General features: G+C 42.6%; 22 protein-coding genes and 1 tRNA gene. 15 read left to right on the top strand and 8 right to left on the bottom strand.

All coding sequences use genetic code 11. The annotated features are described in order from the left end of the window. Positions 1-110: 110 nt before the first annotated feature. From A9Z07_RS08350 to pgsA, 6 genes are all read left to right on the top strand, one after another. Positions 111-1193 (top strand): hypothetical protein, encoded by a 1083-nt coding sequence (locus A9Z07_RS08350; RefSeq protein WP_069577920.1) that lies wholly within the window; start codon positions 111-113, stop codon positions 1191-1193. A gap of 129 nt (positions 1194-1322) precedes the next feature. Next, positions 1323-2237, top strand: a complete 915-nt coding sequence (gene lpxO, locus A9Z07_RS08345; RefSeq protein ID WP_004774061.1) for a lipid A hydroxylase LpxO — start codon at positions 1323-1325, stop codon at positions 2235-2237. A gap of 90 nt (positions 2238-2327) precedes the next feature. Beyond that, the gene (locus A9Z07_RS08340; protein WP_069577919.1) at positions 2328-2750 is read left to right on the top strand and encodes a PH domain-containing protein; all 423 of its coding nucleotides are present in this window, start codon (positions 2328-2330) and stop codon (positions 2748-2750) included. Positions 2751-2842: 92 nt separating this feature from the next. Further along, a complete protein-coding gene (gene uvrC, locus A9Z07_RS08335) occupies positions 2843-4642 on the top strand; it encodes an excinuclease ABC subunit UvrC (RefSeq protein ID WP_081406421.1) in 1800 nt (599 codons plus the stop codon). A gap of 104 nt (positions 4643-4746) precedes the next feature. After that, a complete protein-coding gene (locus tag A9Z07_RS08330) occupies positions 4747-5544 on the top strand; it encodes a thioesterase family protein (RefSeq protein WP_069577917.1) in 798 nt (265 codons plus the stop codon). Between the two features lie 103 nt (positions 5545-5647). Then, on the top strand, positions 5648-6235 hold the full coding sequence (gene pgsA / locus A9Z07_RS08325; RefSeq protein ID WP_005255491.1) for a CDP-diacylglycerol--glycerol-3-phosphate 3-phosphatidyltransferase: 588 nt from the start codon (positions 5648-5650) through the stop codon (positions 6233-6235). Between the two features lie 209 nt (positions 6236-6444). On the opposite strand, the gene A9Z07_RS08320 is transcribed toward pgsA, so the two are convergent. Then, entirely contained in the window at positions 6445-7224 is a 780-nt protein-coding gene (locus A9Z07_RS08320; protein ID WP_005255489.1) for an IclR family transcriptional regulator, read from the bottom strand. A 434-nt stretch (positions 7225-7658) separates the two neighbouring features. On the opposite strand from A9Z07_RS08320, the gene A9Z07_RS08315 reads away from it, so the two are divergent. From A9Z07_RS08315 to A9Z07_RS08305, 3 genes are all read left to right on the top strand, one after another. After that, on the top strand, positions 7659-9752 hold the full coding sequence (locus A9Z07_RS08315) for an FUSC family protein (RefSeq protein ID WP_069577916.1): 2094 nt from the start codon (positions 7659-7661) through the stop codon (positions 9750-9752). After that, entirely contained in the window at positions 9745-9951 is a 207-nt protein-coding gene (locus A9Z07_RS08310) for a DUF1656 domain-containing protein (protein WP_069577915.1), read from the top strand. Before A9Z07_RS08315 ends, A9Z07_RS08310 begins: the two co-directional genes overlap by 8 nt. 63 nt (positions 9952-10014) lie before the next feature. Then, a complete protein-coding gene (locus A9Z07_RS08305; protein ID WP_069577914.1) occupies positions 10015-11016 on the top strand; it encodes an HlyD family secretion protein in 1002 nt (333 codons plus the stop codon). A gap of 94 nt (positions 11017-11110) precedes the next feature. Here A9Z07_RS08305 and ruvX read toward each other — a convergent pair whose 3' ends face one another. The 3 genes from ruvX to recN form a co-directional block, all read right to left on the bottom strand. Beyond that, the gene (gene ruvX, locus A9Z07_RS08300) at positions 11111-11554 is read right to left on the bottom strand and encodes a Holliday junction resolvase RuvX (protein WP_047431471.1); all 444 of its coding nucleotides are present in this window, start codon (positions 11552-11554) and stop codon (positions 11111-11113) included. Continuing rightward, the gene (locus A9Z07_RS08295; RefSeq protein WP_047431469.1) at positions 11547-12101 is read right to left on the bottom strand and encodes a YqgE/AlgH family protein; all 555 of its coding nucleotides are present in this window, start codon (positions 12099-12101) and stop codon (positions 11547-11549) included. Before A9Z07_RS08295 ends, ruvX begins: the two co-directional genes overlap by 8 nt. Before the next feature lie 114 nt (positions 12102-12215). Beyond that, complete coding sequence (gene recN / locus A9Z07_RS08290) at positions 12216-13877, bottom strand: DNA repair protein RecN (RefSeq protein WP_069577913.1); 1662 nt, start codon at positions 13875-13877, stop codon at positions 12216-12218. Between the two features lie 545 nt (positions 13878-14422). Here recN and A9Z07_RS08285 point away from each other — a divergent pair. From A9Z07_RS08285 to A9Z07_RS08275, 3 genes are all read left to right on the top strand, one after another. After that, complete coding sequence (locus A9Z07_RS08285) at positions 14423-14749, top strand: pyrimidine/purine nucleoside phosphorylase (protein ID WP_004774082.1); 327 nt, start codon at positions 14423-14425, stop codon at positions 14747-14749. Positions 14750-14942: 193 nt separating this feature from the next. Beyond that, positions 14943-15689: a 23S rRNA (guanosine(2251)-2'-O)-methyltransferase RlmB gene (gene rlmB / locus A9Z07_RS08280; RefSeq protein ID WP_004774084.1), complete on the top strand. Its 747-nt coding sequence runs from the start codon at positions 14943-14945 to the stop codon at positions 15687-15689. 31 nt (positions 15690-15720) lie between these two features. After that, on the top strand, positions 15721-16632 hold the full coding sequence (locus A9Z07_RS08275; protein ID WP_069577912.1) for a DMT family transporter: 912 nt from the start codon (positions 15721-15723) through the stop codon (positions 16630-16632). Here the strand turns inward: A9Z07_RS08275 and coaE are convergent. From coaE to pilB, 4 genes are read right to left on the bottom strand one after another with little or no spacing between them, the layout of a single operon-like run. Beyond that, positions 16629-17234: a dephospho-CoA kinase gene (gene coaE / locus A9Z07_RS08270; RefSeq protein WP_004774087.1), complete on the bottom strand. Its 606-nt coding sequence runs from the start codon at positions 17232-17234 to the stop codon at positions 16629-16631. The two genes, A9Z07_RS08275 and coaE, sit on opposite strands and share 4 nt — an antisense overlap. Before the next feature lies 1 nt (position 17235). After that, positions 17236-18096: a prepilin peptidase gene (locus tag A9Z07_RS18100; RefSeq protein ID WP_069577911.1), complete on the bottom strand. Its 861-nt coding sequence runs from the start codon at positions 18094-18096 to the stop codon at positions 17236-17238. 5 nt (positions 18097-18101) lie between these two features. Next, positions 18102-19328 (bottom strand): type II secretion system F family protein, encoded by a 1227-nt coding sequence (locus A9Z07_RS08260; RefSeq protein ID WP_004774089.1) that lies wholly within the window; start codon positions 19326-19328, stop codon positions 18102-18104. Positions 19329-19352: 24 nt separating this feature from the next. After that, positions 19353-21065 carry a type IV-A pilus assembly ATPase PilB gene (gene pilB / locus A9Z07_RS08255; RefSeq protein ID WP_069577910.1) on the bottom strand — a complete coding sequence of 571 codons (1713 nt, stop codon included), beginning with the start codon at positions 21063-21065 and terminating at the stop codon, positions 19353-19355. 371 nt (positions 21066-21436) lie between these two features. Here pilB and tpiA point away from each other — a divergent pair, with 371 nt between their 5' ends. The 3 genes from tpiA to A9Z07_RS08240 all read left to right on the top strand — a co-directional run bounded on the left by tpiA (position 21437) and on the right by A9Z07_RS08240 (position 22711). After that, positions 21437-22228: a triose-phosphate isomerase gene (gene tpiA / locus A9Z07_RS08250; RefSeq protein ID WP_069577909.1), complete on the top strand. Its 792-nt coding sequence runs from the start codon at positions 21437-21439 to the stop codon at positions 22226-22228. Positions 22229-22240: 12 nt separating this feature from the next. After that, entirely contained in the window at positions 22241-22570 is a 330-nt protein-coding gene (gene secG, locus A9Z07_RS08245) for a preprotein translocase subunit SecG (RefSeq protein WP_005255466.1), read from the top strand. A gap of 56 nt (positions 22571-22626) precedes the next feature. Beyond that, positions 22627-22711, top strand: a tRNA-Leu gene (locus A9Z07_RS08240). The last annotated feature ends 60 nt before the right edge of the window (positions 22712-22771 follow it).

Below are 22771 nucleotides of genomic sequence, written 5' to 3'. Positions count from 1 at the left end.
TCTTTATTAAATAAATTAGGTCAATTTATAAACACTGGACAGAAAGACTTGTCTATTTTTTTCTCTTTAGATAAACTTTATGTTATAAAAATGTTTAAGAAAGTAATATTATGTTAAAAATTAAATTTGTTGTTTTGGCAATGCTTCCATTGATGCTCAGCGCATGTGGAGGTGGTGGGTCTTCATCTAGTAATGACTCAAACTCTAATAGTAATAACTCTAACGAAGTCAAGGCTGAGCTTTTTCCGAACGGGGAAGCTAAATTATTTAGATATTCAGTTGATATTAATTATGAACAAGAAAAGTTCGACTTTGATAAATCAGAGTGGAATATTGAGAAGGGGATTCTGCTTGAGAAAACAAAAAATCCTATCTTTTTTAATCACTACGTAACTGAAACCAATGGTTTATACGTTCCCGAAACGGAACAAAGCTATCGTGCAGATCGAGGCATTCGCGATAGTTTTATTCATTCAATGACTTCAACGACTTGGGTAACTTCACCTTATAACCAAGCTGGTTTTAACGATTTGAAATTTACTCGGAAGATGAAGGAAATTGATCTGCAGGGGGTAAGAATCGTTGATCAGTTTGCTCCAGCACTGATCTCTATGTACGAGTTTGAAGTGAATAATGGAGGCTCGCCTGATATGGGTGCAGTATCCAGCCAATTGGTGAAGATCTCTGATAAATTTCCAAAAGGGGCAAAGTGCATACAGACACAAGCATTTAGCTCTAATCAATTTTTCTTCGAATTTGAACCGAATACTTCTTTTGAAGTTCTGGATGCTAAAGTCTTACAGGACTGGGCTGATAAAGTATTTGAGGCTGGCTATACTAAGCAAACAGTACCAGATGTCGAGGTATGGGGAAAAATTAAAATAGGTTCACTCTTAGAGCATAATGATGATCCATCAGCGCCTGAATATTATCAGTTCGCGCTTGAATATCAGGGTAAGGTCTACCACACATATCCGCAAAAACCAGAATGGAATACCGATGAGTTCGTAGAAGACTTGAAAAAACAATTTAGGGGCACAGAGTGGTTTAAAAGTGTCGTTGTTCCTTTAGGTAAAGCAAAAGAAGATCAGTTCATGGCATCAGTAGACGCAAAAATGCGTAGCCAATGTGACTATTACAATGCAGAAGCAGCAAAATCGATGGATAACGTTCTAAGTAAAGTCAAAAAATAAGTTCTATTTAGACAGGTATGTGGAGCACCCGTATACCTGTCGATCTATTTAAATTATGCAATTCTTGTTTGAATCAATAAATACGGTGTTAAAATAGCGCTGATTTTTTTAAAGCTAAAGCAATAGTCTATGATTAAGTGGATCATATTAGCGATTTTTATCATTTCTGCGTTGTATATTCAGCGCCGTGGGAAAGTGAAGCATTCGTTTTATCGTCAATTTTTTGACCATTCGACGATTCTCGCGCCCATTAACTTTTTGATGTACATGTTTTCCAAAGTGCCGAATCAGCCGTATATCGACACACAGCATTTCAAGGACTTAAAAATTCTTGATGAAAACTGGGAAATGATTCGTGATGAAGCAAGAGCCTTGTATGACAAAGGTGGGATTAAAGCATCAAGTACTTATGATGACTTGGGGTTTAACTCATTCTTTAAAACAGGCTGGAAACGTTTCTATTTGAAATGGTATGACTCTGCACATCCATCAGCAGCTGAGCTTTGCCCAAAAACAACGGCTTTATTAAAAACATTACCAACTATTAAAGCTGCAATGTTTACTGAGCTTGCACCAGATAGTCGTTTGGTTCGCCATCGTGACCCTTATGCAGGTTCATTACGTTACCATTTGGGCTTAATCACACCGAATGATGACCGTTGCTTTATTGATGTAGATGGTGAGCGTTATTCTTGGCGTGATGGTGAAAGTGTCGTGTTTGACGAAACTTATATTCACTATGCTGAAAACACTACGGATCAAAACCGTATCATTTTCTTTGCTGATGTTGAACGTCCATTAAAAACACGTTTTATGGAAAAGTTTAATCACTGGTTTGGTAAAAAAGTAATGACGGCGGCGAGTTCACCAAATGAAGCGGGTGACCAGACAGGTGGTTTAAATAAGGCATTTGGTTATATTTACCAGATCCGTATTAAAGCCAAAGCCTTGAAAAAGTCGAATCGCTCACTGTACTACTTCCTGAAGTGGTTCATTATGCTTGGTTTGTTCTTCCTTATTTTTATTCGTCCTTATGTATTTTAATTTTGAATTAGATTAACGCCCGTAAGGGCGTTTTTTTATGGGAGATTGCGATAAGATATTTGAATTCATCAACATCATTTGGAAGCCCATATGCAAGTATTCCGTTCCAAAATTGACTGGTGGTTTTGGGGGGTGGTCATCGCAACCACAGGTTTATTGCTCCAGTTTTTGTGGACCATGTATATCAAGGGAACGATGCAGCAATATCCTGAACATGCGCTACTTTATTTTTTAACCATTGCATTGTTATGGTGGCCAATTCTAAATACACGCTATATCGTGACAGAACAGCACTTAATGATTCATTCAATGTTATTTAAGTGGCAGATCAATCAGTCAGACATTACCAAAATCTCGGAAAGTCATAACCTCATTTCATCTCCTGCTTTATCTTTAGACCGTTTACGCATTGATTATCATAAAAATGGTGTGGCAAGTCATATTTTGATTTCACCTAAAGATAAAGATGTTTTCTGCAAGGCACTTAATAAAACATGTTCAACTTCTAGATAAGCGTTGTACTTACAGGATATTCACATTTAAAACTTGAAAAAATCTTCCTAAGCATCACATCATGTGGTGTAAATAGAGAGAATAGGCATGCCGTGAACCCAAACGCTCGAGAACATATTGAAAAAATATTGGCGCATATGACCCAGTTACCTGGCGTTTATAAAATGCTAGGTAAGGATGGTGAACTACTGTATGTGGGCAAAGCCAAAAAACTGAAAAATCGTGTCTCGAGCTATTTTGTAAAAAACATTGATCATCCTAAAACGCAGGCCTTGGTGGCGCGTATTTATGATATTGAATCGCTGGTCGTTCGCTCTGAAACGGAAGCCTTATTACTCGAACAAAACCTGATTAAACTGCATCGCCCGCCCTACAATATTATGTTGCGGGATGATAAGTCTTACGTCTATATCTTTGTTTCTGCGGATAAACCTTATCCACGGATCGCCAGTGGGCGGGGGAAAGGCAAGCATCAGATTGGTAAGTTCTTTGGGCCTTATCCCAGTGCCTATAGTGCCAGAGATACCTTACTGGTTTTACAAAAATTATTTAATGTGCGTCAGTGTGAAAACAGCTATTTTTCACAGCGAAAACGCCCATGTCTGCAATATCAGATTAAACGCTGTACTGCGCCGTGTGTGGGCTTGATTAGCCCTGAAGATTATAAAGAAGATGTCGATAACTCGATTCGTTTTCTGCAAGGTGATACCAAAGAGCTGAATCAGGAGCTGATCGGAAAAATGGAGCAGGCGGCAGAGGCACTGGAATTTGAGAAAGCTGTGTTCTACCGTGATCGTCTAGGTTTATTGCGTGAAGTTCAGGCTCAGCAAGCGGTGTTTAAAATTAAGGGTGAGGCCGATATTCTGGCGATTGCTTATCAGGCTGGTGTGACCTGTGTGCAGATCATGCATGTCCGTAATGGGCGTATGCTGGGTGGAAAAAGTTATTTTCCAGATATGTTGGGTGATGATTTGGGGCAGATGCTCAGTGATTTTATGGCGAACTTTTATTTTCAGGTGGCAGATGAAGTGCCGTCTGAATTGATTGTGAATATCGACATTCCTGACAAGGCACAATTGGAAGAGGCCTTGCAGCAAACATTTAATAAAAAGGTCCAGATCAAGCATAAAGTGCGTGAAACTCGGGCGGAATGGCTTGAGCTGGCGCAAATGAATGTGCAACATGCGATTAAAGGCAAGTTGAGTAATCATCTGGAACTGAATGAGCGTTTTCATCAGTTAGAGCAGGTGGTCGGACGCCCAATCGATCGTATTGAGTGTTTTGATATTAGTCATACCATGGGTGAAGCACCGATTGCTTCGTGTGTGGTATTCGATCAGGGTGGCGCAAGAAAACGCGATTATCGTCAGTTTGCCATTCAGGATATTACTGGTGGGGACGATTATGCTGCAATGCGCCAAGCTCTGACCCGACGTTATAAGAAGAATATGCTGCCAGACCTGTTGTTAATTGATGGCGGTAAAGGGCAGTTGCATATGGCGATGGACGTGATGCAGGAATTGCAACTCGATGCTTTTATGATTGGTGTTTCTAAAGGTGAAGGGCGTAAGCCGGGGCTGGAAACGCTACATTTTACCGATGGCACCAAGATTCAATTGCCAGAAGATCATAAAGCATTGCATCTGATTCAACAGGTTCGCGATGAAGCCCATCGTTTTGCGATCACCAAACATCGGGCTAAGCGCGATAAACGTCGTAGTAGTTCAGTATTGGAAGCGATTCCCGGTTTAGGACCAAAACGTAGACGTGATTTGCTCACCCATTTTGGTGGTATCCAAGGGGTCTTAAAAGCTTCTGAAAAAGAGTTAATGCTGGTTCCAGGTTTAGGCGAAGTGATGGCGCGAACAATTTATAAAATTCTGCATGAATAAAAGGTTCAATTGACTCAATCGTCCTGATGAGGTTGTATCAATGATCATTCACAAATCGCTAAAAACATTCAAAGATAGGATGTTTGGATCATGAAGGAAAAATGATGTCATTGCTTCCGCTCTATCAGCAGGTTGAACAACAAGAATGGATTGATATCCCGTCAGGCTGGCTGCAAGGCCGCACGGTGTTTGGCGGTTTGGTCGCAGGTATTCTGATCCAGAAAGCTTTATCGGTCGTACAAGATGCGGCAAAGCAACTGCTCAGCTGTAATATCACGTTTGTGGGGCCTGTACAGCAAGGACAAGCAAAAATTACTGCGGAAGTCTTACGCGAAGGTAAGTCCGTGACTACGCTGGAAGTGAGGTTGTGGCAAGATGAAGCAGTGCAAAGTATCTTGATTGCCAGCTTTGGTTCGCCACGCGAGTCCCGAATTCATGTCGAAAATCTGCCACAAGTACCTGATTATCCTACGCCTGAGCAACTCGATAAAACGTTTTATATTGAAGGACTCATGCCTGAATGTTTACAGCATTTCGAATTGTGCTGGGCTGAAGGCAGTTATCCAATGGCAGGCAGTAAAGTGCCAGATTTTGGTGGATGGAGTCGTTTCTCACCAGATTTGCATCAGAACCGTGCGATGCAACTCCCTGATCTGTTTGCATTAATGGATGTATGGCCACCCGGTGTATTACCGATGTTCAAGACACCTGCACCCGCAAGTTCATTGACCTGGCAGATTACTTATTTGCAGCCTGTGGCGGAGCAGATGCAAGACTGGTTTAAATATAAAGTTGTGACAGAGTACGCAGAACATGGTTATTCCACCGAATATGCATATCTCTGGAATCGTGAAAACCGTTTAATTGCGGTGCTTAGACAAACAGTTGCGGTTTTTGCCTAGTCGACACTGCGGTGCATTTCGTATAAAGTTGCCTACACATGAATACAATCTCAGCACATCCTTTGTGCAAACTGCATTTGATGCGAACAACATGGCGGTGTTTATGAGCACAGGGCAAATCCTGAACATTCCTAATATCTTAACCTTGGCACGTATTGCCCTGATTCCCGTGTTTTTGGTGATTGCCTATTGGCCACCAGCAATTGGGATTGCTGAGCATCATGGGGGAATGATGCGCCATATGGTACTGACTGCGATTTTTGTTTTGGCAGCGGTGACCGACTGGTTTGATGGTTATTTAGCACGAACCCTGAATCAGACTTCTGCTTTTGGGCGCTTTCTGGATCCAGTGGCAGATAAGTTAATGGTTGCAGCGGCTTTGATCGTTCTGGTGCAATGGCAACCGACCATTTCTATGGCGTTTGCTGCGATTGTGATTATTTCCCGTGAGATTACCGTTTCCGCCTTGCGTGAATGGATGGCGGAACTCGGTGCGCGTACCAGTGTTGCGGTTTCAACAGTCGGAAAATATAAAACAGCCTTTCAAATGATCGCGATCAGTGTCTTTCTGCTGAACTGGAAACCTTTAGAAATCTGGGCCTATGCCTTACTTTATGCTGCGGTCATTTTAACATTATGGTCGATGTTTATTTATATGAAAGCAGCTTGGCCATATTTAAAACAGCCTTAAGCATGATTTGAATACGAAAAGCCTTCTATTGAGAGGGCTTTTTTTATGGGATGAAAAATTTAAGGCAAGAAAAAAGCCCATAACAACGATGAGCTTAGTTCTCTGAGGAAAGTCATGCTCTTTGGGAGAGTATGCTGAAGAACATAATCATAATATGAGAATTTGTTGGTATTTACAACAGTGAAAAATGTAAATGTTTTTTAATATTCTCAAATTTGACTATTCTGGTTTTCAGAAAGCGTGACGAACTTATGTTCGATTTGAGAAGCATTGGTTTGTAAAATTTCGATGAGCTTTTGAATATTCAGGAAATCAAAGCGGTTCTTTGAGGCAACCAATGTCAAGGCGATAGGGGCTTCTTTGTTTGAGAAGCGAATCGGCACTGAAAGACCGCATACCATCGGGTCAATCTCACCTTGTGATAAATAGAAGCCCTGTTTCTTTATTTTTCGCATCTGTTGCATAAATTCATCTGCATTATTGGCAAAACCCACCTGCGCCAGTTCCTGCGTGAACTGTTGATAGTACGCCTGAATCCGTTGTTTGGTTAAATGCGCAATCACAATCTTCGGGGACGCACCGACATAAACAGGGCGTGGGCAGCCTCGACCATAGGAAATCAGTTCAGCTTCCTTGAAGGTTTCATGATGCAGATCGATACAGTAATCATGATTTAAATAGGTGAGTAAACAGCACAACTCGGTACGTTCTACGATATCGCGCATAAACGGAATACTGATCTGAATCAGTGGATCAGTACTATGCGAAATATAGTCAAGAACTGCGATTTTAGAACCAAGCGTGTAGTCACCTGATGTGCCACTAATCCGCTTAAGGATATCGGCAGAAACCAGTTCTTTTAAATAACGATAGGCAGTTGGTTTGGAGAGACCAAGCTCATCACAAATATTATCGACATTGATAATCGGACGTGAAACTGAAAATAAATCCAGCACGGTGAGAATTTTACCAAAACTCGAAATTGCCATGATGCGTTGTCTACTCCTTACAAAATAACGTGAAAACCGAACTTTTATTGCTTTATAACAGAAAAGGCTTAAGTGGTGTATGGGATTTTAAATTTGCTCTTCTTCTGTGAAGAAATAGAGTCTGATGCTGAGAAAATGATGAAATATTAACGTCATTATTTTAGATTAAAATTAAAAATTATCAAATAGTGATAATTTATGTTGACTAATTCGCTTTGTTTTGAAAAAATTAGCACCACAATGTCTTATTTGGATAATTATTTTTAGGGAAATCTCACTAAAAATACCAAGCACAAGCATTGTATATCACTCCCAATATCCAGTTTTATTCCTATCGATTGCCCTGATTTGAATTCTTCAGATCAGTCTGGACGAGTCGTCACATTTTTATGGATGTGATGAGGATCAAGCTGACCCTAAATTGAGACATGTTCATGCTATTTAAACAGTTGTTGGCTTTTAGACCAAGTCGACTCGACATCATCTTTGCGTGCAAAACATTTGTAGCGGGTATGCTGGCATTGTTTATCTCGTTTGAACTGGACCTGATTAACCCGATGTGGTCGATCGGTACTGTCCTGATCATTGCCAATCCTTATTCAGGTATGGTGTCTTCTAAATGTGTGTATCGTTTAGTGGGAACTGTTGCGGGTGCAATTATTGCGTTACTGCTCACACCGCATTTTATTAATACGCCGTGGCTTTTTACCATTATCCTGTCTTTATGGGTGGGTTTTGCCTTGTATGTGTCGCTACTTGACCGTACGCCACGTAGTTATGTGTTCATGCTGGCGGGTTATTCCACCGCAATGATTGTGTATAACGCAATTACCTATATCGATACCTACAATATGTTTGATATCGCTTTGGCGCGGGTGCTGGAAATTTCGATTGGGGTAGTGGCGACCGCAGTTGTTTCTGCAACATTTTTCCCTGTTCATGTCGGGGCCATGATCAAGCAGCGTGTCAATAAGACCCTGAATGATCTGGAAAATACCTTTGAGCGCTTGATTACGGTTCAGAAAGAGCCAGAAAATTACACGCAGGTGCTTTCGGTAATTACCCGCGATGCATCAGATATTCATGCGCTGGCTGTGCATTTGGCTTATGAAAAAGGTGAGTTAAATGGCATGACCAAACCGTTACAGGAAATGCTGCATCAGGTTTCATTGGTGGTGGCAAATCTGGTGGCTTTGTCTCAACGGGTGAAACAGCTCGGGCAAATGCAAGTGACCAATCTGACCCCACATTTAGATCGAATTCGTCAGGATACCTTGACCTTTCTAAAACAGGAACGGGTTTTAAGCCCAGCAGATTTACAAGCTTTGCCTGATCGTTTTGAAGAAGATTTTGCTGAGCTGATTTCGATTGCAACTCCTGAACAGCAAATTGTGCTGGCTGCACTGAAAATGGATGTTCGTCATTTTATTGCCAATATTCTGGCGGTAAAACTGATCTGGCAACAGATTCAGCAAGGTAAAAAAGACATTCCTGCTGAAATTACGTCGATTACCACGAAATATCCGAGTTTGCACCGAGATCATGGTATTGCGATTCGTGGCGGAATTAGTGCTGTACTGATCACTTTTATTGTTACAGGTGCATGGATTTTGTCGGGCTGGAAAGCGGGCTTCATGATGGCGCAAATGGGCGCAATCACCGCCTGTATTTTGACAGCGCTGGATAATCCTGTGCCTGTGCTACGCATTTTCATCTGGGGCAGTATTGTTTCGGCAGGACTGGTATTTTTATACGCCTTTGGTATCTTCCCGCATGTCACTCACTTCTGGCAATTGGCATTGGTATTGTTCCCTGTATTTCTGGTGGCAGTGACCATGATGGCGAATCAGATGTTGATGCCAATTGGTATGGTATTGGGCATTAACACCATGATGGGTTTGAATCTGCATAACCAATACACCATGGATGCCGTGTCTTATCTGGACAGTTCATTTGCAATGGTGTTGGGTGTAATGGTCTCCCTGATTGTGATTGATCTAGTACGTGCCGTTTCTCCAGATACCAGTGCGACCCGAATTTTAGCTTTGCATTATCAAGCGATGCGACAGGCATTACATCTGTCTTATGGCAGTGACTTCAAAATTCATTTACGCAGTATGTTAGATCGTGTCGGCGTGTTGAATACCAAGATGGTACAAAATCCAGAAATTAAAACGGCAATTCAAAATGCGCTGGTTGAAAGTAGCTCGATTGTTGATCTGGTGCGTTTGCAAGAAATTAGCCAAAAATTGCCGCAAATGGTAGAGCTACAACAAGAAGTGAATGCGTTGCAACAGCAACTTACAGCGTATTTTCAGGCACAAGAGAAACAGCTCTCAATTCATCATTTCCCAGCAGAAATTGTGGAGCAAATAGCGCGTTTGCAGCGTATTGCACCGCAGATTGAAGATGCTCAATTACGTCAACGACTCTTGATTTCGCTCAATAATATTTGCGAAAGCATTGGTCATATTTCCACAGAACAGCGCTATTCAGACATGTATGGCTTAGGTGTATCTCATGGGTGAACTTAATCTTTATGGCATTTATATTCCCATTCTTTTGGTACAGGCCATTATTGCCTATGTCTTGTTTAAGCTCGCTAGCCCATTACTGGATCGCCTGATCAGTAAAGGCTGGATTGCACTCCCGAGTATTTTTAATTTGTGCTTTTACTTAGGGCTCATGCTACTGGTGCACTGGTTGTTCGTGTGGTTATGGGCTTAAGGGTTTTGAATAAAGTGTCTATGAAATTTAATGATTTAAAGATAAATGGTAAAGGTAATGAACATGAATGCATTTGATGTGAGAAAAGTCATACGTCCAATTGTATTGCTATTGGCTGTGCTGGTTGCAGTGTATACGATTGTGCATTTATGGAATTACTACAATGCTGCACCGTGGACGCGTGATGGCCGTATTCGTGGTGATGTGATTCAGGTCGCTTCAGATGTGAATGGCTTGGTCACTGAGGTGCTGGTGCAAGACAACCAGACCGTGAAAAAAGGGCAGGTGCTGTTTAAAATCGATGTCGCACGTCAGGCACTGGATGTGGAACAGACCAAATCAGATTTAGCCAAAGCCAAAGCAGGTCTGGCACAAGCGCATGCCACGCTGGCAGGTGCTAAAGCCAGCCTAGTAAAAACTGAAGCAAACAAAAAATTAGCTGATAAAAATGCGGCTCGCTATGCCAGCTTAATGGATGGTGCGATTTCGAAGCAGGAGCAGGATCAGGTCTTTGCTGTGCGTGATCAAGCTGTCGCAGAGAAAGAGCAATTGACTGCCAATATTGAACAAGCCAATGCTGCTATTCTACAACAACAGGCTTTGATTGAGGTTGCAAACAGCGCGCTGCATTTGGCGCAATTAAATCTGCATCGTTCAGAAGTGGTTGCACCTGCGGATGGAACATTATCGAACTTTGATTTACGTGTGGGTAACTACGTCAAGGTTGGGCAAGCCGTGGCTGCACTTTTAGACCGACAACAGCTTTATGTAGTAGGTTATTTTGAAGAAACCAAACTCAATCGTATTCATGTGGGGGATGCTGCAACCGTACAGTTGATGGGTGATCGTCAACAGATTCGTGGTCATGTGCAGGGGATTGCATCAGGGATTGAAGACCGTGAGCGCTCTGGCAGTTCAAACTTATTGGCGAATGTGAACCCAACCTTTAGCTGGGTGCGTCTGGCACAGCGTGTACCAGTAAAAATCGTACTGGATGAGCAACCGCATAATCCACTGGCCTTTGTTTCTGGACGTACTGCGACAGTGAGAATTATTGAAAAATAATCAATGCGGTTTCCAAGTGGTCTAATTCATTCAAGAATGAGACAACAAAAAGCGGCATGGAACGCCGCTAAATGATAAAAAGTTATAGATTTCTTTAAGGTGTAATCCCAGCAGGATCGCGATACCAGCTTTGAATTAATAATGCAGCAGCAAAACTATCAGCCGATAAACGCTTGGCTTGACCTTTGCTCTGATAGGATTCAAGTTCTTCTCTTGCTTCGCGTGTGGTCAGACGCTCATCCACCATCCACGTTTCAATATTGGTTTGATGACGTAAACGACGGGCAAATTTCCGTGCACGAGCTGACAATTCAGATTCACTATCATCCATATTCAGCGGTAAACCCACTAAAAATAAGGTCGGTTGCCATTCTTTGACGATCTTTAATAACTTATCCCAGTCTGGAATACCGTCTTTCATGGCAAATAATGGCAGGGGATTGCTACTTTCGATACTGGATTGACCAATTGCCATCCCCATTTTCTGTGTACCAAAATCAAAAGCCATAATGGATTGAGCTGTTTGCATATCAGGCATGACCAATCTCGGAAGCAAACCAGGTGCGATCTACACCAATTTTCTTATAGGCCGCGTCCCAACGATCGCCATAAGGCAGATTGAAAATCAAATCCATATCCGACTCACAGATCAGCCAGTCGCCGCGGGTAATTTCATCTTCAAGCTGGTTTTTGCTCCAGCTGGCATAGCCCAAGGCGATTTGATAGCGACCCACACCTTCGTTATGCGCAATCGCATCCAGAATATCTTTACTGGTGGTGATACAGACATTTTCGCCCACAGCAATAGATGAATGCCAAGTTGGTTGGCCTGTATGTAACACAAATCCTGCTTCTGGACGTAATGGCCCGCCTTGCAATACGGCATGCGGATGCACATTATCGGCATCAATTTCTAAATCATTGAGTAATTCTTTGATCTGTAATTCAGAAGGACGATTGATGATAATGCCCTGAGCGCCGTCTTCATCATGGCGAGCGACATAAATGACTGTATTGGCAAAGAAGTCATCGGCCATGTCTGGTGGGGCGATTAGACAACGGTGAGTTAGATATTGTTTCGTCACCTAGGCGGTTCTCCCTCAATGTATTGTGCTGATCTATCTATATAGGTTCTTTTTATCAACATACAAGAGTTGATCGGATTTCGCCAATTATTTTCTAATATTTTGTGCCGTTACTTAGGCAGACTGAAATTTAAGCTGACGTAACTGTCTTGCATGCTGCAAAGTGGTCTCACTAATTTCGACCCCGCCAGACATACGTGCCAGTTCTAAAATACGTTGCTCTTCACCCAGTTCGATAATGGTACTACTTGCCGGATCTGTCTGTTGTTTCTTCACCAGCAGATGCTGGTCAGACTGTGCAGCAACCTGAGCCTGATGGGTGATACATAACAATTGAACATGTTGTGCCAGATCAGCCAGTAAGCGACCAACAACTTCTGCGGTACCACCACTAATCCCCACATCGATCTCATCAAATACCAGTACTTCAGCATCTGTCTTTTCCGCATTCATGACTTGCATGACGAGGGCAATACGTGAAAGTTCACCCCCTGATGCAACACGTGCCAGCGGTTGAGGAGGAATCCCTTTATTGGCGGTAAATAGCAGTTGAATGAAGCTTAGGCCTTCTGCATTGGCAGGTTCTAAGGGTTCAAACTTAAATTCAAAATGCGCTTCAGGTAATGCTAATGGCTTGACCTGTTCCGTGAGTTGCTTCGCTAACGGAATTGCTGCTGCACGACGAATCTCATCTAAATGTTGTGCTTTCTGCATAAACGCCTGATACGAAACTTCGACTTGCTCTGCCAAAGTTTCTGGATCTTCCAGTTGATGCAACTGTTCTAATTCTTGCTGCCAGCTTTCATATTCTTGTTTGAGTAATTCGGGTTGAGTGCGATGCTTGCGGGCCAAGCGATGGAATACTTCCAAGGTTGCATTCAGTTGTTCCATACGCTCTGGATCAAAGCTTTGACGGTCAATAAATTGACGTAAGCTCGCCGTAGCATCATCGATTTCACTTTGCGCATTTAACAACGCATTGTAGATACTAGCAAGCTGCTCACTACGACCTGCATGAGATTCTAAACGACGAATGATCGACGCGACTTCCTGCGTAATATTCTGCTCAGCTTCATCTAAGACATTCAGGCTATAGCTACAGTCCTGCATGATATGTTCATGATGGCTAAGACGGTCAAATTCTTGCTCAATTTCCCGATAATCGGTTTGAACCACGTCTTCAAGTTCTTCGATTTGAGATTCTAGATTTTGTATTTTTTGAATGCGTGTTGCTTGCGCATCCAAAGCGGCTTGATGCTGGCGAATATTCTTTTGCCACGTGCTATATGCTTCACGAACGGCATTCGAAGGTTCTGCAAAATTGTGATAACGGTCTAGCCAGCGTTTTGGATAAGGCGGTTCTAATAACTGTTGTTGACTGTGCTGGCTATAGAGTTGTACCAGTAAACGGCCGATTTCCTTGAGTTCGGCTAAACTACTCGGACGGCCATTGATCCAGGCCTTACTACGGCCTGTGGCAAAAATCACACGTCTTAAATGGATCTCACCAGAATCATCATCTAGTTCATGCTCGGCGAGCCATTGCGCTTCGGCACTGTCAGCTTGATAACTAAATACGGCTGTGACATCGGCTTTGTCAGCGCCATAGCGGACATAATTGGTATCCGTACGTTCGCCAAGACATGCAGAGAGCGCATCTAACAATAATGATTTGCCCGCGCCAGTTTCACCAGTCAGCACATTGAAGCCTTGTTCAATATCTAAAGCCAAATGGTCAGCGAGTGCAAAATTTATTAAAGTTAAATGGGTGAGCATAAACGCATCCAATGCACAGAATCTTTTGCTTAAAGATAGAGAAGTTTTAAAGTTGCTACAAGAGTTGAATGTAGGATTTTCCTTATTTACTGTATGGATAGAAGATTATTTTGTTATGTGTTTGACCTCTTGGCTTTTTCTTCAACATTTATATGGATGAGATAAGGTTTTGCGTTTGGGTAAATATATTAATGTTTCTTGCTACTCGCAGCATATGAGCCATATATGGCGCAAGGTCTTGCACCCACACAAAGTTTTACTTTGTGCTTCATCGCCACTTGTGGCTTGGCTGTTCGTCTTCTTGCGGAACTTGAGCCATTCCTCAGGACAAAGCTTCGCTTTGTTTTTTTCCTCTTTACTCACAGCATATGAGCCATATATGGCGCAAGGTCTTGCGCTCGGACAAAGCTTCGTTTTGTTTTTCCTCGCTCAGGTATGAAAATTGCTATGTTTAGCCCAGAAAATGGATTGATTAGTTGTCACGGCACAATTAAACTACGTCCAGCATAACCTAATATAAATGCGGCATTATTTGGAGAGTACGCATGAGTTCAGTGCAGTTTGATCATGTAACGGTCATCAAGAAATCGAATGTGTATTTTGGTGGGGCATGTATCAGCCATACAGTACAATTTGAAGATGGTACAAAAAAGACTTTAGGTGTAATTTTACCCACTGAACAGCCTTTAACTTTTGAAACACATGTACCAGAGCGTATGGAAATTATTTCTGGTGAATGTCGTGTAAAAATCGCAGATAGTACAGAAAGTGAATTATTCCGTGCAGGTCAGTCATTCTATGTCCCTGGCAATAGTACCTTTCTGATTGAAGCAGACGATGTACTTGATTATGTCTGTCATTTAGAAGGCTAACCTATTCCTTTCTAAATCGAGTACACTAGAGTCAATAGAAATCCTGTAAAGACATTTTGCAGGATTTTTTTATTAAGTACTCTTGCGGAGCTATAATCGCTCCTCACCTGTAAAGTCACTTTGCAGGATTTTTATTTTTCAAAACTCCTAATTCTCTTTTTTGTAAAAGAGGAAGTGCTAAACGAGGTCGTTCATGGCAAAACCTGAATATTATTATGGCGTTCATTCAGTGGAGTCATTGTTGGAGTTAGAGCCTGAACGCGTTTTGACTTTATTTACATTAAAAGGTCGAGATGACCAGCGTTTGCAAAAAATCTTGCAGCTTGCTGAACCTTTTGGCATCAGTATTCAAAAAGCCAGTCGTGACAGTCTGGAGAAACTGGCTGGTTTACCTTTCCATCAAGGGGTGGTTGCCGCGGTTCGCCCACATCCGACCTTGAATGAAAAAGATCTGGATGAACTCATGCAGCAGTCTCCAGATGCGTTGTTACTGGCGCTTGATCAGGTGACTGACCCACACAATCTTGGTGCGTGTATTCGTACTGCGGCAGCGATGGGGGTGCAGGCGGTGATTGTGCCACGTGATCGTTCAGCAAGCTTGACGCCGACTGCGCGTAAGGTTGCAGCGGGTGGTGCCGAGAAAGTTAAATTTATTCAAGTGACCAATCTGGCAAGAACCTTGGCACATCTGAAAGACAGCACACACACCCGTGTGATTGGTACCATGCTGGATGAAAAAGCATTACCGATTCATCAATGTGATTTTAAAGGTCCTGTGGTGATTGTCATGGGTGCTGAAGATACGGGTTTAAGACCGATTACCCAGTCACAATGTGATCATACTGTGTATATCCCGATGTCGGGTGATCTGCAAAGTTTAAATGTCAGTGTGGCAACAGGTATGGCATTGTATGAAGCCTGCCGTCAACGTGGTGTATAATTTAAGCTCATATTGTTCTATGTAAGCCCAAATGACTGCTCGTACGCAAGGCTATTTCTTTGTCCTGATCACGATGTGTATTTGGGGCGGATTTACGATTTTTTCCCGCCTCAATGCACATTGGCATGTCAGTGTCTGGGATCTGGTAGCCATGCGTTTTGCCATTGCTTCCCTGATTTTATTGCCAGTTTTGATCTATAAAAAAGATCTCGCCTTTTTATGGAATCCACGCCCCGTTATTTTGGCGCTGATTGGTGGACTGGTGTATTGCCTTACAGTTTATACCGCCTTTTTACATGCACCAGCCGCACATGCTGCCATTTTTCTGAATGGCTGTATTCCGCTCTGTACCGCTGTCGCTGCCTATATCTTATTTAGACAACCTTTTGATAAACATACTTGGGTGAGCTTAATCATCATGATGAGTGCCTTGGTACTCATGAGCTATTTGATGCTGCATGATCAAGCCTCGGGATTGGGCGTCGGAGATCTACTTCTATTTGTTAGTGCAATATGGTGGGGAATTTTTACTGTTTTGCTGAAACAGTGGAAGCTCTCTGCGTGGCACGCAACTGCAGGTGTGGTGATCTGGTCTGCAATCATCTATCTCCCTATTTATCTTCTATTTATTCCCAAACATTTCCATGAAGCGGCACCTCTACATTTATTGATTCAGGGGCTTTTTCATGGTGTGCTGGTTGTTATTGTGGCAACGTTGACTTATGTGGCTGCCATTGAGCGATTAGGTGCATTTAAAACAGGTAGTATTGTAACTTTGGCACCTTTTATTGCCGCGATTATTGCAGTTCCTTTATTGAATGAACCATTGAATGCCGCGATTGTTTGTGGCCTGATCGGGATGGGGATTGGCGCATTGCAGCCATGGCGCTGGTTCCGTAAAGACAGCTTGGCTGCGCAGTTGGCTCAGCAAAAACAGCGTTAGAAGGCGTGTTCTGCGCGTTGTAAATAACTCAAGTGCAATGGCTTAAGTTGCTGATGCAGATGCTCTAATAAGCCATCATTGATGACAATATCATTGGCAAGCTGTTGTTTTTGAACGCGGGGCATTTGTGCTGCAATGATTTTACGAATTTGTTCTTCGCTTTGCCCATCACGCTGACTGGCCCGTTGTAACTGGGTTTGCTCATCAGCATCCACCAGCAAGGTGTGATGCGTGAGTTCATGCTGGTTGGTTTCAAAAAGTAAAGGTGAAACCAAAATCACATAAGGACTTTCAGCCTGTTGTAACTGCTGAATAATAGATTGGCGAATGGCTGGGTGGGTAATTTTTTCCAGCGTTTGACGAGCTTCTGGAAACTGGAAAATATGCTCACGCAGCGCTCTGCGATCTAAATTGCCATCTTCTAATAAAACCCAGTCGCCAAAGGCCTGTTGTATCGCTTGCAATGTAGGTTGACCTGGCTCAACCACTTCTCTTGCTACGATATCCGCATCGACTACCGTAATACCTTGGGATTCAAACCATTGTGTAGCAGCCGATTTCCCACTACCAATACCGCCTGTAATACCCAAGATAAAACTCATATTAACCACCTAAATAAACTTTCATGATCTGATCGCCCCATAAAAAGGCGATCCAGCCTGCAATTGCAATATAAGGTCCAAATGCAAATGGCTGATTTTCACCACGCATTTTCATCAAAATAATACCAATAATCGCACCCACCATTGAAGAGAGTAGCACGATTAAAGGCAGCAGCATTGGCCCCATCCATGCACCTAGGGCGGCTAACAGTTTAAAGTCACCATAGCCCATGCCTTCTTTACCCGTGATTAATTTGAAAATGTAATACACGATCCAGAGACATAAAAAACCAATGATATAACCCCAAATTGCCAGACTGGCAGAGGTATAAATGGCATAACTATTGATCCCTAAACCTAAGGCAGCTAGGGGAAGGGTAAAGCGGTCTGGCAGCAATTGGGTGTCAAAATCAATAAAGGTCAGGGTGATCAATACCCAAGTGAGCACTAAACCAAATAGCATCTTTAGAGTAGGACCGAAAACAGCAACCACTACCAGCGAGCACAGCATGGTTAGCAGTTCAATGAACGGATAACGAATACTGATTGGGTTCTGGCAGGTTCCACATTTACCCCGCAGCGCTAACCAGCTAATAACAGGAATATTCTGGTACCAACGAATCGCAGATTCGCATTTGGGGCAGGTCGAAGCGGGTTGACTCAAGGTCAGTTTACTTTGGTCAATTATCGGCTGTTCTGGATTAAGTAGCATCTGGCATTCCTGATGCCATTCTTGCTCCATCATCTTGGGGGTGCGGAAGATGACAACATTTAAAAAGCTGCCAATGCATAAACTAAAAAGCCCAACCGCAAGATAAAGTGCAGTTGGGTTTTCAATAAAATAATAAATAATTTGTTGCATGCGTATTAGACCACAGAACCCATTTGGAAGATTGGTAGATACATGGCAACAACGAGGCCACCGACTAAAATACCAAGTATAGCCATGATTAACGGTTCCATCATAGACGTTAAACCATCTACAGCATTGTCGACTTCGTTTTCATAATGAGTGGCAACCTTATCCAGCATACTGTCTAAAGCACCAGACTCTTCACCAATCGCGACCATTTGAATCGCCATCGATGGGAAACGGTTTGAAACACGCATGGCGAATTGTAGTTGCTGACCTGTCGCCACATCTTCACGAATTTTCATGACCGCTTCTTCATAAATGACGTTATTGGTCGCACCCGCAGTTGATTCTAGTGCATCAATCAGCGGTACGCCTGCGGCAAATGTCGTGGCCAATGTGCGGCTATAGCGCGCAATAATCGCTTTATAAACCAGATCCCCAAAAATAGGCGCTTTCAATGCCATTTTGTCCAGAAGATCGCGGAACTTTTTACTGCGTTTTTTTGCTTCCAAAAAAGCTGCAATGATTGCACCAATCACAATAATCAGGATAAACCAGTACTCTTGCATCCATTTGGACATATTCACGACCATTTTGGTGAACGCAGGCAGGTCTGCACCAAAAGAGCTAAACAAGTCCTGAAACACTGGAACAACTTTAACCATCAGAATAATGGTCACAATCACAGCCACCACAATAACGGTAGCAGGATATTTCATGGCCTTTTTAATTTTCTGTTTGAGCAGCTCACTTTTTTCTTTATAGATCGCAACGCGGTCTAACATGGTTTCGAGCGCACCTGATTGTTCACCAGATTCCACCAGCGAGCAGAACAGGTTATCAAAATATTGCGGGTATTTTTTTAAGGCGCCAGCAAAAGTATTACCGCCTTCAACTTCACCCTTGATCCCCAGTACCACTTCACGCATAGAAGGGTTTTCCAGACCTTCTGCAACGATTTCAAAGCCTTGTACCAGTGGTACGCCTGCTTTCATCATGGTTGCCAATTGACGGGTGAAAATGGTGATATCCAGCGTCGTGACTTTTTTCTTCATCAGACCTTCAAGAATATTCTTGCGTTTTTCCCGAATATTCTTAATGGTGACGCCTTGTTTACGTAAGGTGACTTTCGCCAAAGCCATATTACGTGCTGGTAATTCCCCTTTAATTTTTGCTCCTTTCCGGTCGACCCCTTCATAAGCAAAAGTTGGCATCATTTGCGCTTTTTTAGCTGCCATGATTATTAATCCTTTTTATTGATTTTATTCACTTGTCACGCGGTTAATTTCCTGCAAAGAGGTAATTCCTTGCATCACCTTTCTTAAACCTGAACGACGTAAATTACTAAAACCTGCTTGTTCTGATGCGGCTGCAATTTGTAAGGCATTGCCGTCTTCCATAATAATTCTAGAAATTTCTGGCGTGACTTTCATGACTTCATAAACACCGACGCGGCCTTTGTAGCCTTCACGACATTCAGAACAACCCACAGGCTGAAAAATTTTGAAATCAGGATCAGCCATATCCTGTTCGGTAAAGCCAAGCTCTAAAAGGCTTTGTTTGGGTATGTCGATCGGTGTCTTACACTGAGAGCATAAGCGACGTGCCAAGCGTTGCGCAATCACCAGATTCACCGAAGTGGCAATATTGAAGGACGGTACGCCCATATTACGTAAACGGGTCAAGGTTTCAGGTGCGCTGTTGGTATGCAGTGTCGACATTACCATATGGCCTGTTTGGGCAGCTTTAATGGCAATTTCTGCTGTTTCCAGATCCCGGATCTCACCCACCATGATGATGTCTGGATCCTGACGTAAGAAGGCTTTCAATGCAGCAGAGAAGGTGAGACCCGTTTTAGGATTAACGTTGACCTGATTGATCCCTTCCAGATTAATCTCGACAGGATCTTCGGCCGTGGAAATATTGGTATCTTCAGTATTTAGGATATTGAGGCCTGTATATAACGAGACCGTTTTACCAGAACCCGTTGGGCCAGTGATCAGAAGCATGCCTTGAGGCTTATCCAGCGCTTCCATAAATAAAGCTTTTTGTTCATCTTCGTAACCGAGTGCTTCGATCCCGAGCATGGCGCTGGATGGATCAAGAATACGCAGCACCAGTTTCTCACCAAATAGCGTAGGCAGTGAGTTCACACGGAAGTCGATAGCTTTGGTTTTAGAGAGCTTTAATTTAATACGACCATCTTGAGGCATCCGTTTTTCTGAAATGTCCATTTGCGACATAACTTTTAAACGAGACGCTAAACGTGTTGCCATTTGCAAAGGCGGATTGGCAATTTGACGGAGTACACCATCAACGCGATAGCGAACCCGATACATTTTTTCATAAGGTTCAAAATGTAAATCGGATGCACCCATGCGAATCGCATCAATCAGTAATTTATTGATATATTTAACAATCGGTGATTCATCGCCTTGTGGGGCATCGTCTTCTTCTTTTGCCGGATCCTGACTTACATCAATATCCAGATCAAAATCTTCGCTATCACCAAAGTCAAAACTCCCCGAATCCCCAAATTGCTGTTCAATCAGTTTTTCTAATTTAGTGTGTTCAACAATGATTGGTTCGATATTGAGTTTGGTGTTAAAGCGAATTGCATCCAGAGCTTCGATATTGGTCGGGTTACTGGTGGCAACGTATAGAATCTGGCCTCGTTGCAGCAAGGGAACGACTCTATGTTTCTGAATCAGTTTGTTGTCAGCTAGATCACGCGGCAGCAAGGCAGTATCGTAGACTGCCAGATCAAACAGAGGTTCGCCAAACTCGGCTGCAATGGTTTCAGCAATGGTAAGTGGCGATAAACGATGATGTTCAATTAAGTGTGCGACGATGTCTTGTTGTGCTCTTTTAGCAGCATCAATCGCTGATTGCATGGTTGCCGCAGACAGATGACTGTCTTCAACTAACCGTCGAATAAACCCCGAAAACTTTGGAGACGTATGTAATCCTGACATCTGTCCGCCTTATGACAATAAATGTTTATAATATGTATCCTAAAAATTATACTTTTGTTATGCAAAAATGCCACTAGAGAAAGTGTCGTTTTTGCCTTGATTCATCGCTAAACTTTGAACTGATCGAGTTTTTTTACAAATTAATTTTATGTAATACGTTAATTTCTAAATTGATCCTATACTTTTTCCTACTAGAAGCTTCTTGTTTTCAAATAAATACGAGTGCGATGTGCGTTGTAAAACATAGCGTATTTTAGATTCAGATAAATTTTAAATTGATTTATATCTAAACAATAGAAAAAAACTGAATTTTATAAAAATCCGTGTAAAATATGCAGCATTTTTGAAAATTAACAGTAGGCGGGCGAAGTATGTCGAACTCGACCATTACCCCTTGGGTTGTTGGCAATTGGAAAATGAATCCAATGCATGCGAATGCTTTCCAACTAATAGAAGAATTTAAGCAGTTATTACAGCAGGACAATATTTCTCCTGAGCAATGTCATATTGGTGTAGCGCCAACGACGATTGCGCTGACGGGTGTCCATGCCCAGTTAAAAGATGCAGCCAGAGCCGTTTATACCGTGGCTCAGGATCTTTCTCGTGTGGCAGGTACAGGTGCTTACACAGGTGAAGTGAGTGCGGAACTGTTACAAGACAGTCAGATTGAATATGTATTGATTGGACATTCAGAACGCCGTGAATTATTCGGTGACAATGTCGAAATATTAAAAGCAAAGCTGCAAAATGCCTTAAGCGCAGGTTTAACCGTGATTTATTGCGTCGGTGAAAGTCTGGAGCAACGTGAGCAGGGTGCAGCAGAGCAAGTCGTATTACAACAAATTTGTGATATTGCAGCGGTGGTAAAAGCTGAACAATGGCAAAATATTGTGGTAGCGTATGAACCGATTTGGGCAATCGGGACGGGTAAAACCGCTTCACCCGCAGATGCTCAGGCGATGCATGCAAAAATTCGTGAAGGCTTAAAGCAGATTACTGCATTTGGCGCAAATACTGCGATCTTGTATGGTGGTAGTGTAAAAGCTGAAAATGCGGTTGAATTGGCGGCATGTCCAGATATTAATGGTGCTTTGGTGGGTGGTGCATCTTTAAATGCTCAATCTTTTTACCAAATCGCAAAAGCATTTGCGCAAAGCAAATAACGAGGAATAGAGATGTATAGTTTTATACTCGTTGTACACATCATTCTAGCAATTTTGATTATTGCTTTGGTTCTGGTACAACAAGGTAAAGGTGCAGAAGCAGGCGCATCATTTGGTGGTGGCGGTGCTGCAACCGTATTTGGTGCTTCAGGCGCAGGCAACTTTTTAACTCGTATGACTGCGATTTTTACAGCGCTGTTTTTTGTCACTAGTTTGACACTCGCTGTGTTTGCAAAGAAACAAACCACAGATGCATATAGTTTGAAAACTGTTCAAACGACGACATCTGCGCCGGCAACATCGCCTGAAACTTCATCAAATGCACCTAAAACGGCTGAATAAGTCGATTTAGGACTTTCCTTTTTGTATTTAAAGGAATAGAATGCGTCCCACAAACTGCGGTGGTGGTGGAATTGGTAGACACGCTACCTTGAGGTGGTAGTGCTTTCGGGCGTGGGGGTTCAAGTCCCCCCTTCCGCACCAAACTTAATAACCAGTTAAGTTCGGTGTATGCAGTGTTTGTGTTGATGCGGGATGGAGCAG

The organism is Acinetobacter sp. YK3, assembly GCF_001729365.1.
Classification (GTDB): domain Bacteria; phylum Pseudomonadota; class Gammaproteobacteria; order Pseudomonadales; family Moraxellaceae; genus Acinetobacter; species Acinetobacter vivianii.
This window is presented reverse-complemented; position numbering and strand designations above follow the sequence as displayed.

What these genes read in the sequence shown, in the direction of transcription:
- A9Z07_RS08350 (WP_069577920.1), top strand. Translation starts at nt 111, where the DNA reads ATGTTAAAAATTAAATTTGTTGTTTTGGCAATGCTTCCATTGATGCTC.
- tpiA (WP_069577909.1), top strand. Translation starts at nt 21,437, where the DNA reads ATGTCGAACTCGACCATTACCCCTTGGGTTGTTGGCAATTGGAAAATG.
- A9Z07_RS08285 (WP_004774082.1), top strand. Translation starts at nt 14,423, where the DNA reads ATGAGTTCAGTGCAGTTTGATCATGTAACGGTCATCAAGAAATCGAAT.
- A9Z07_RS08275 (WP_069577912.1), top strand. Translation starts at nt 15,721, where the DNA reads ATGACTGCTCGTACGCAAGGCTATTTCTTTGTCCTGATCACGATGTGT.
- pilB (WP_069577910.1), bottom strand. Translation starts at nt 21,065, where the DNA reads ATGTCAGGATTACATACGTCTCCAAAGTTTTCGGGGTTTATTCGACGG.
- A9Z07_RS08260 (WP_004774089.1), bottom strand. Translation starts at nt 19,328, where the DNA reads ATGGCAGCTAAAAAAGCGCAAATGATGCCAACTTTTGCTTATGAAGGG.
- A9Z07_RS08315 (WP_069577916.1), top strand. Translation starts at nt 7,659, where the DNA reads ATGCTATTTAAACAGTTGTTGGCTTTTAGACCAAGTCGACTCGACATC.
- ruvX (WP_047431471.1), bottom strand. Translation starts at nt 11,554, where the DNA reads ATGCCTGATATGCAAACAGCTCAATCCATTATGGCTTTTGATTTTGGT.
- coaE (WP_004774087.1), bottom strand. Translation starts at nt 17,234, where the DNA reads ATGAGTTTTATCTTGGGTATTACAGGCGGTATTGGTAGTGGGAAATCG.
- A9Z07_RS08340 (WP_069577919.1), top strand. Translation starts at nt 2,328, where the DNA reads ATGCAAGTATTCCGTTCCAAAATTGACTGGTGGTTTTGGGGGGTGGTC.
- A9Z07_RS08330 (WP_069577917.1), top strand. Translation starts at nt 4,747, where the DNA reads ATGTCATTGCTTCCGCTCTATCAGCAGGTTGAACAACAAGAATGGATT.
- recN (WP_069577913.1), bottom strand. Translation starts at nt 13,877, where the DNA reads ATGCTCACCCATTTAACTTTAATAAATTTTGCACTCGCTGACCATTTG.
- A9Z07_RS08320 (WP_005255489.1), bottom strand. Translation starts at nt 7,224, where the DNA reads ATGGCAATTTCGAGTTTTGGTAAAATTCTCACCGTGCTGGATTTATTT.
- pgsA (WP_005255491.1), top strand. Translation starts at nt 5,648, where the DNA reads ATGAGCACAGGGCAAATCCTGAACATTCCTAATATCTTAACCTTGGCA.
- lpxO (WP_004774061.1), top strand. Translation starts at nt 1,323, where the DNA reads ATGATTAAGTGGATCATATTAGCGATTTTTATCATTTCTGCGTTGTAT.
- A9Z07_RS08310 (WP_069577915.1), top strand. Translation starts at nt 9,745, where the DNA reads ATGGGTGAACTTAATCTTTATGGCATTTATATTCCCATTCTTTTGGTA.
- A9Z07_RS18100 (WP_069577911.1), bottom strand. Translation starts at nt 18,096, where the DNA reads ATGCAACAAATTATTTATTATTTTATTGAAAACCCAACTGCACTTTAT.
- rlmB (WP_004774084.1), top strand. Translation starts at nt 14,943, where the DNA reads ATGGCAAAACCTGAATATTATTATGGCGTTCATTCAGTGGAGTCATTG.
- secG (WP_005255466.1), top strand. Translation starts at nt 22,241, where the DNA reads ATGTATAGTTTTATACTCGTTGTACACATCATTCTAGCAATTTTGATT.
- A9Z07_RS08305 (WP_069577914.1), top strand. Translation starts at nt 10,015, where the DNA reads ATGAATGCATTTGATGTGAGAAAAGTCATACGTCCAATTGTATTGCTA.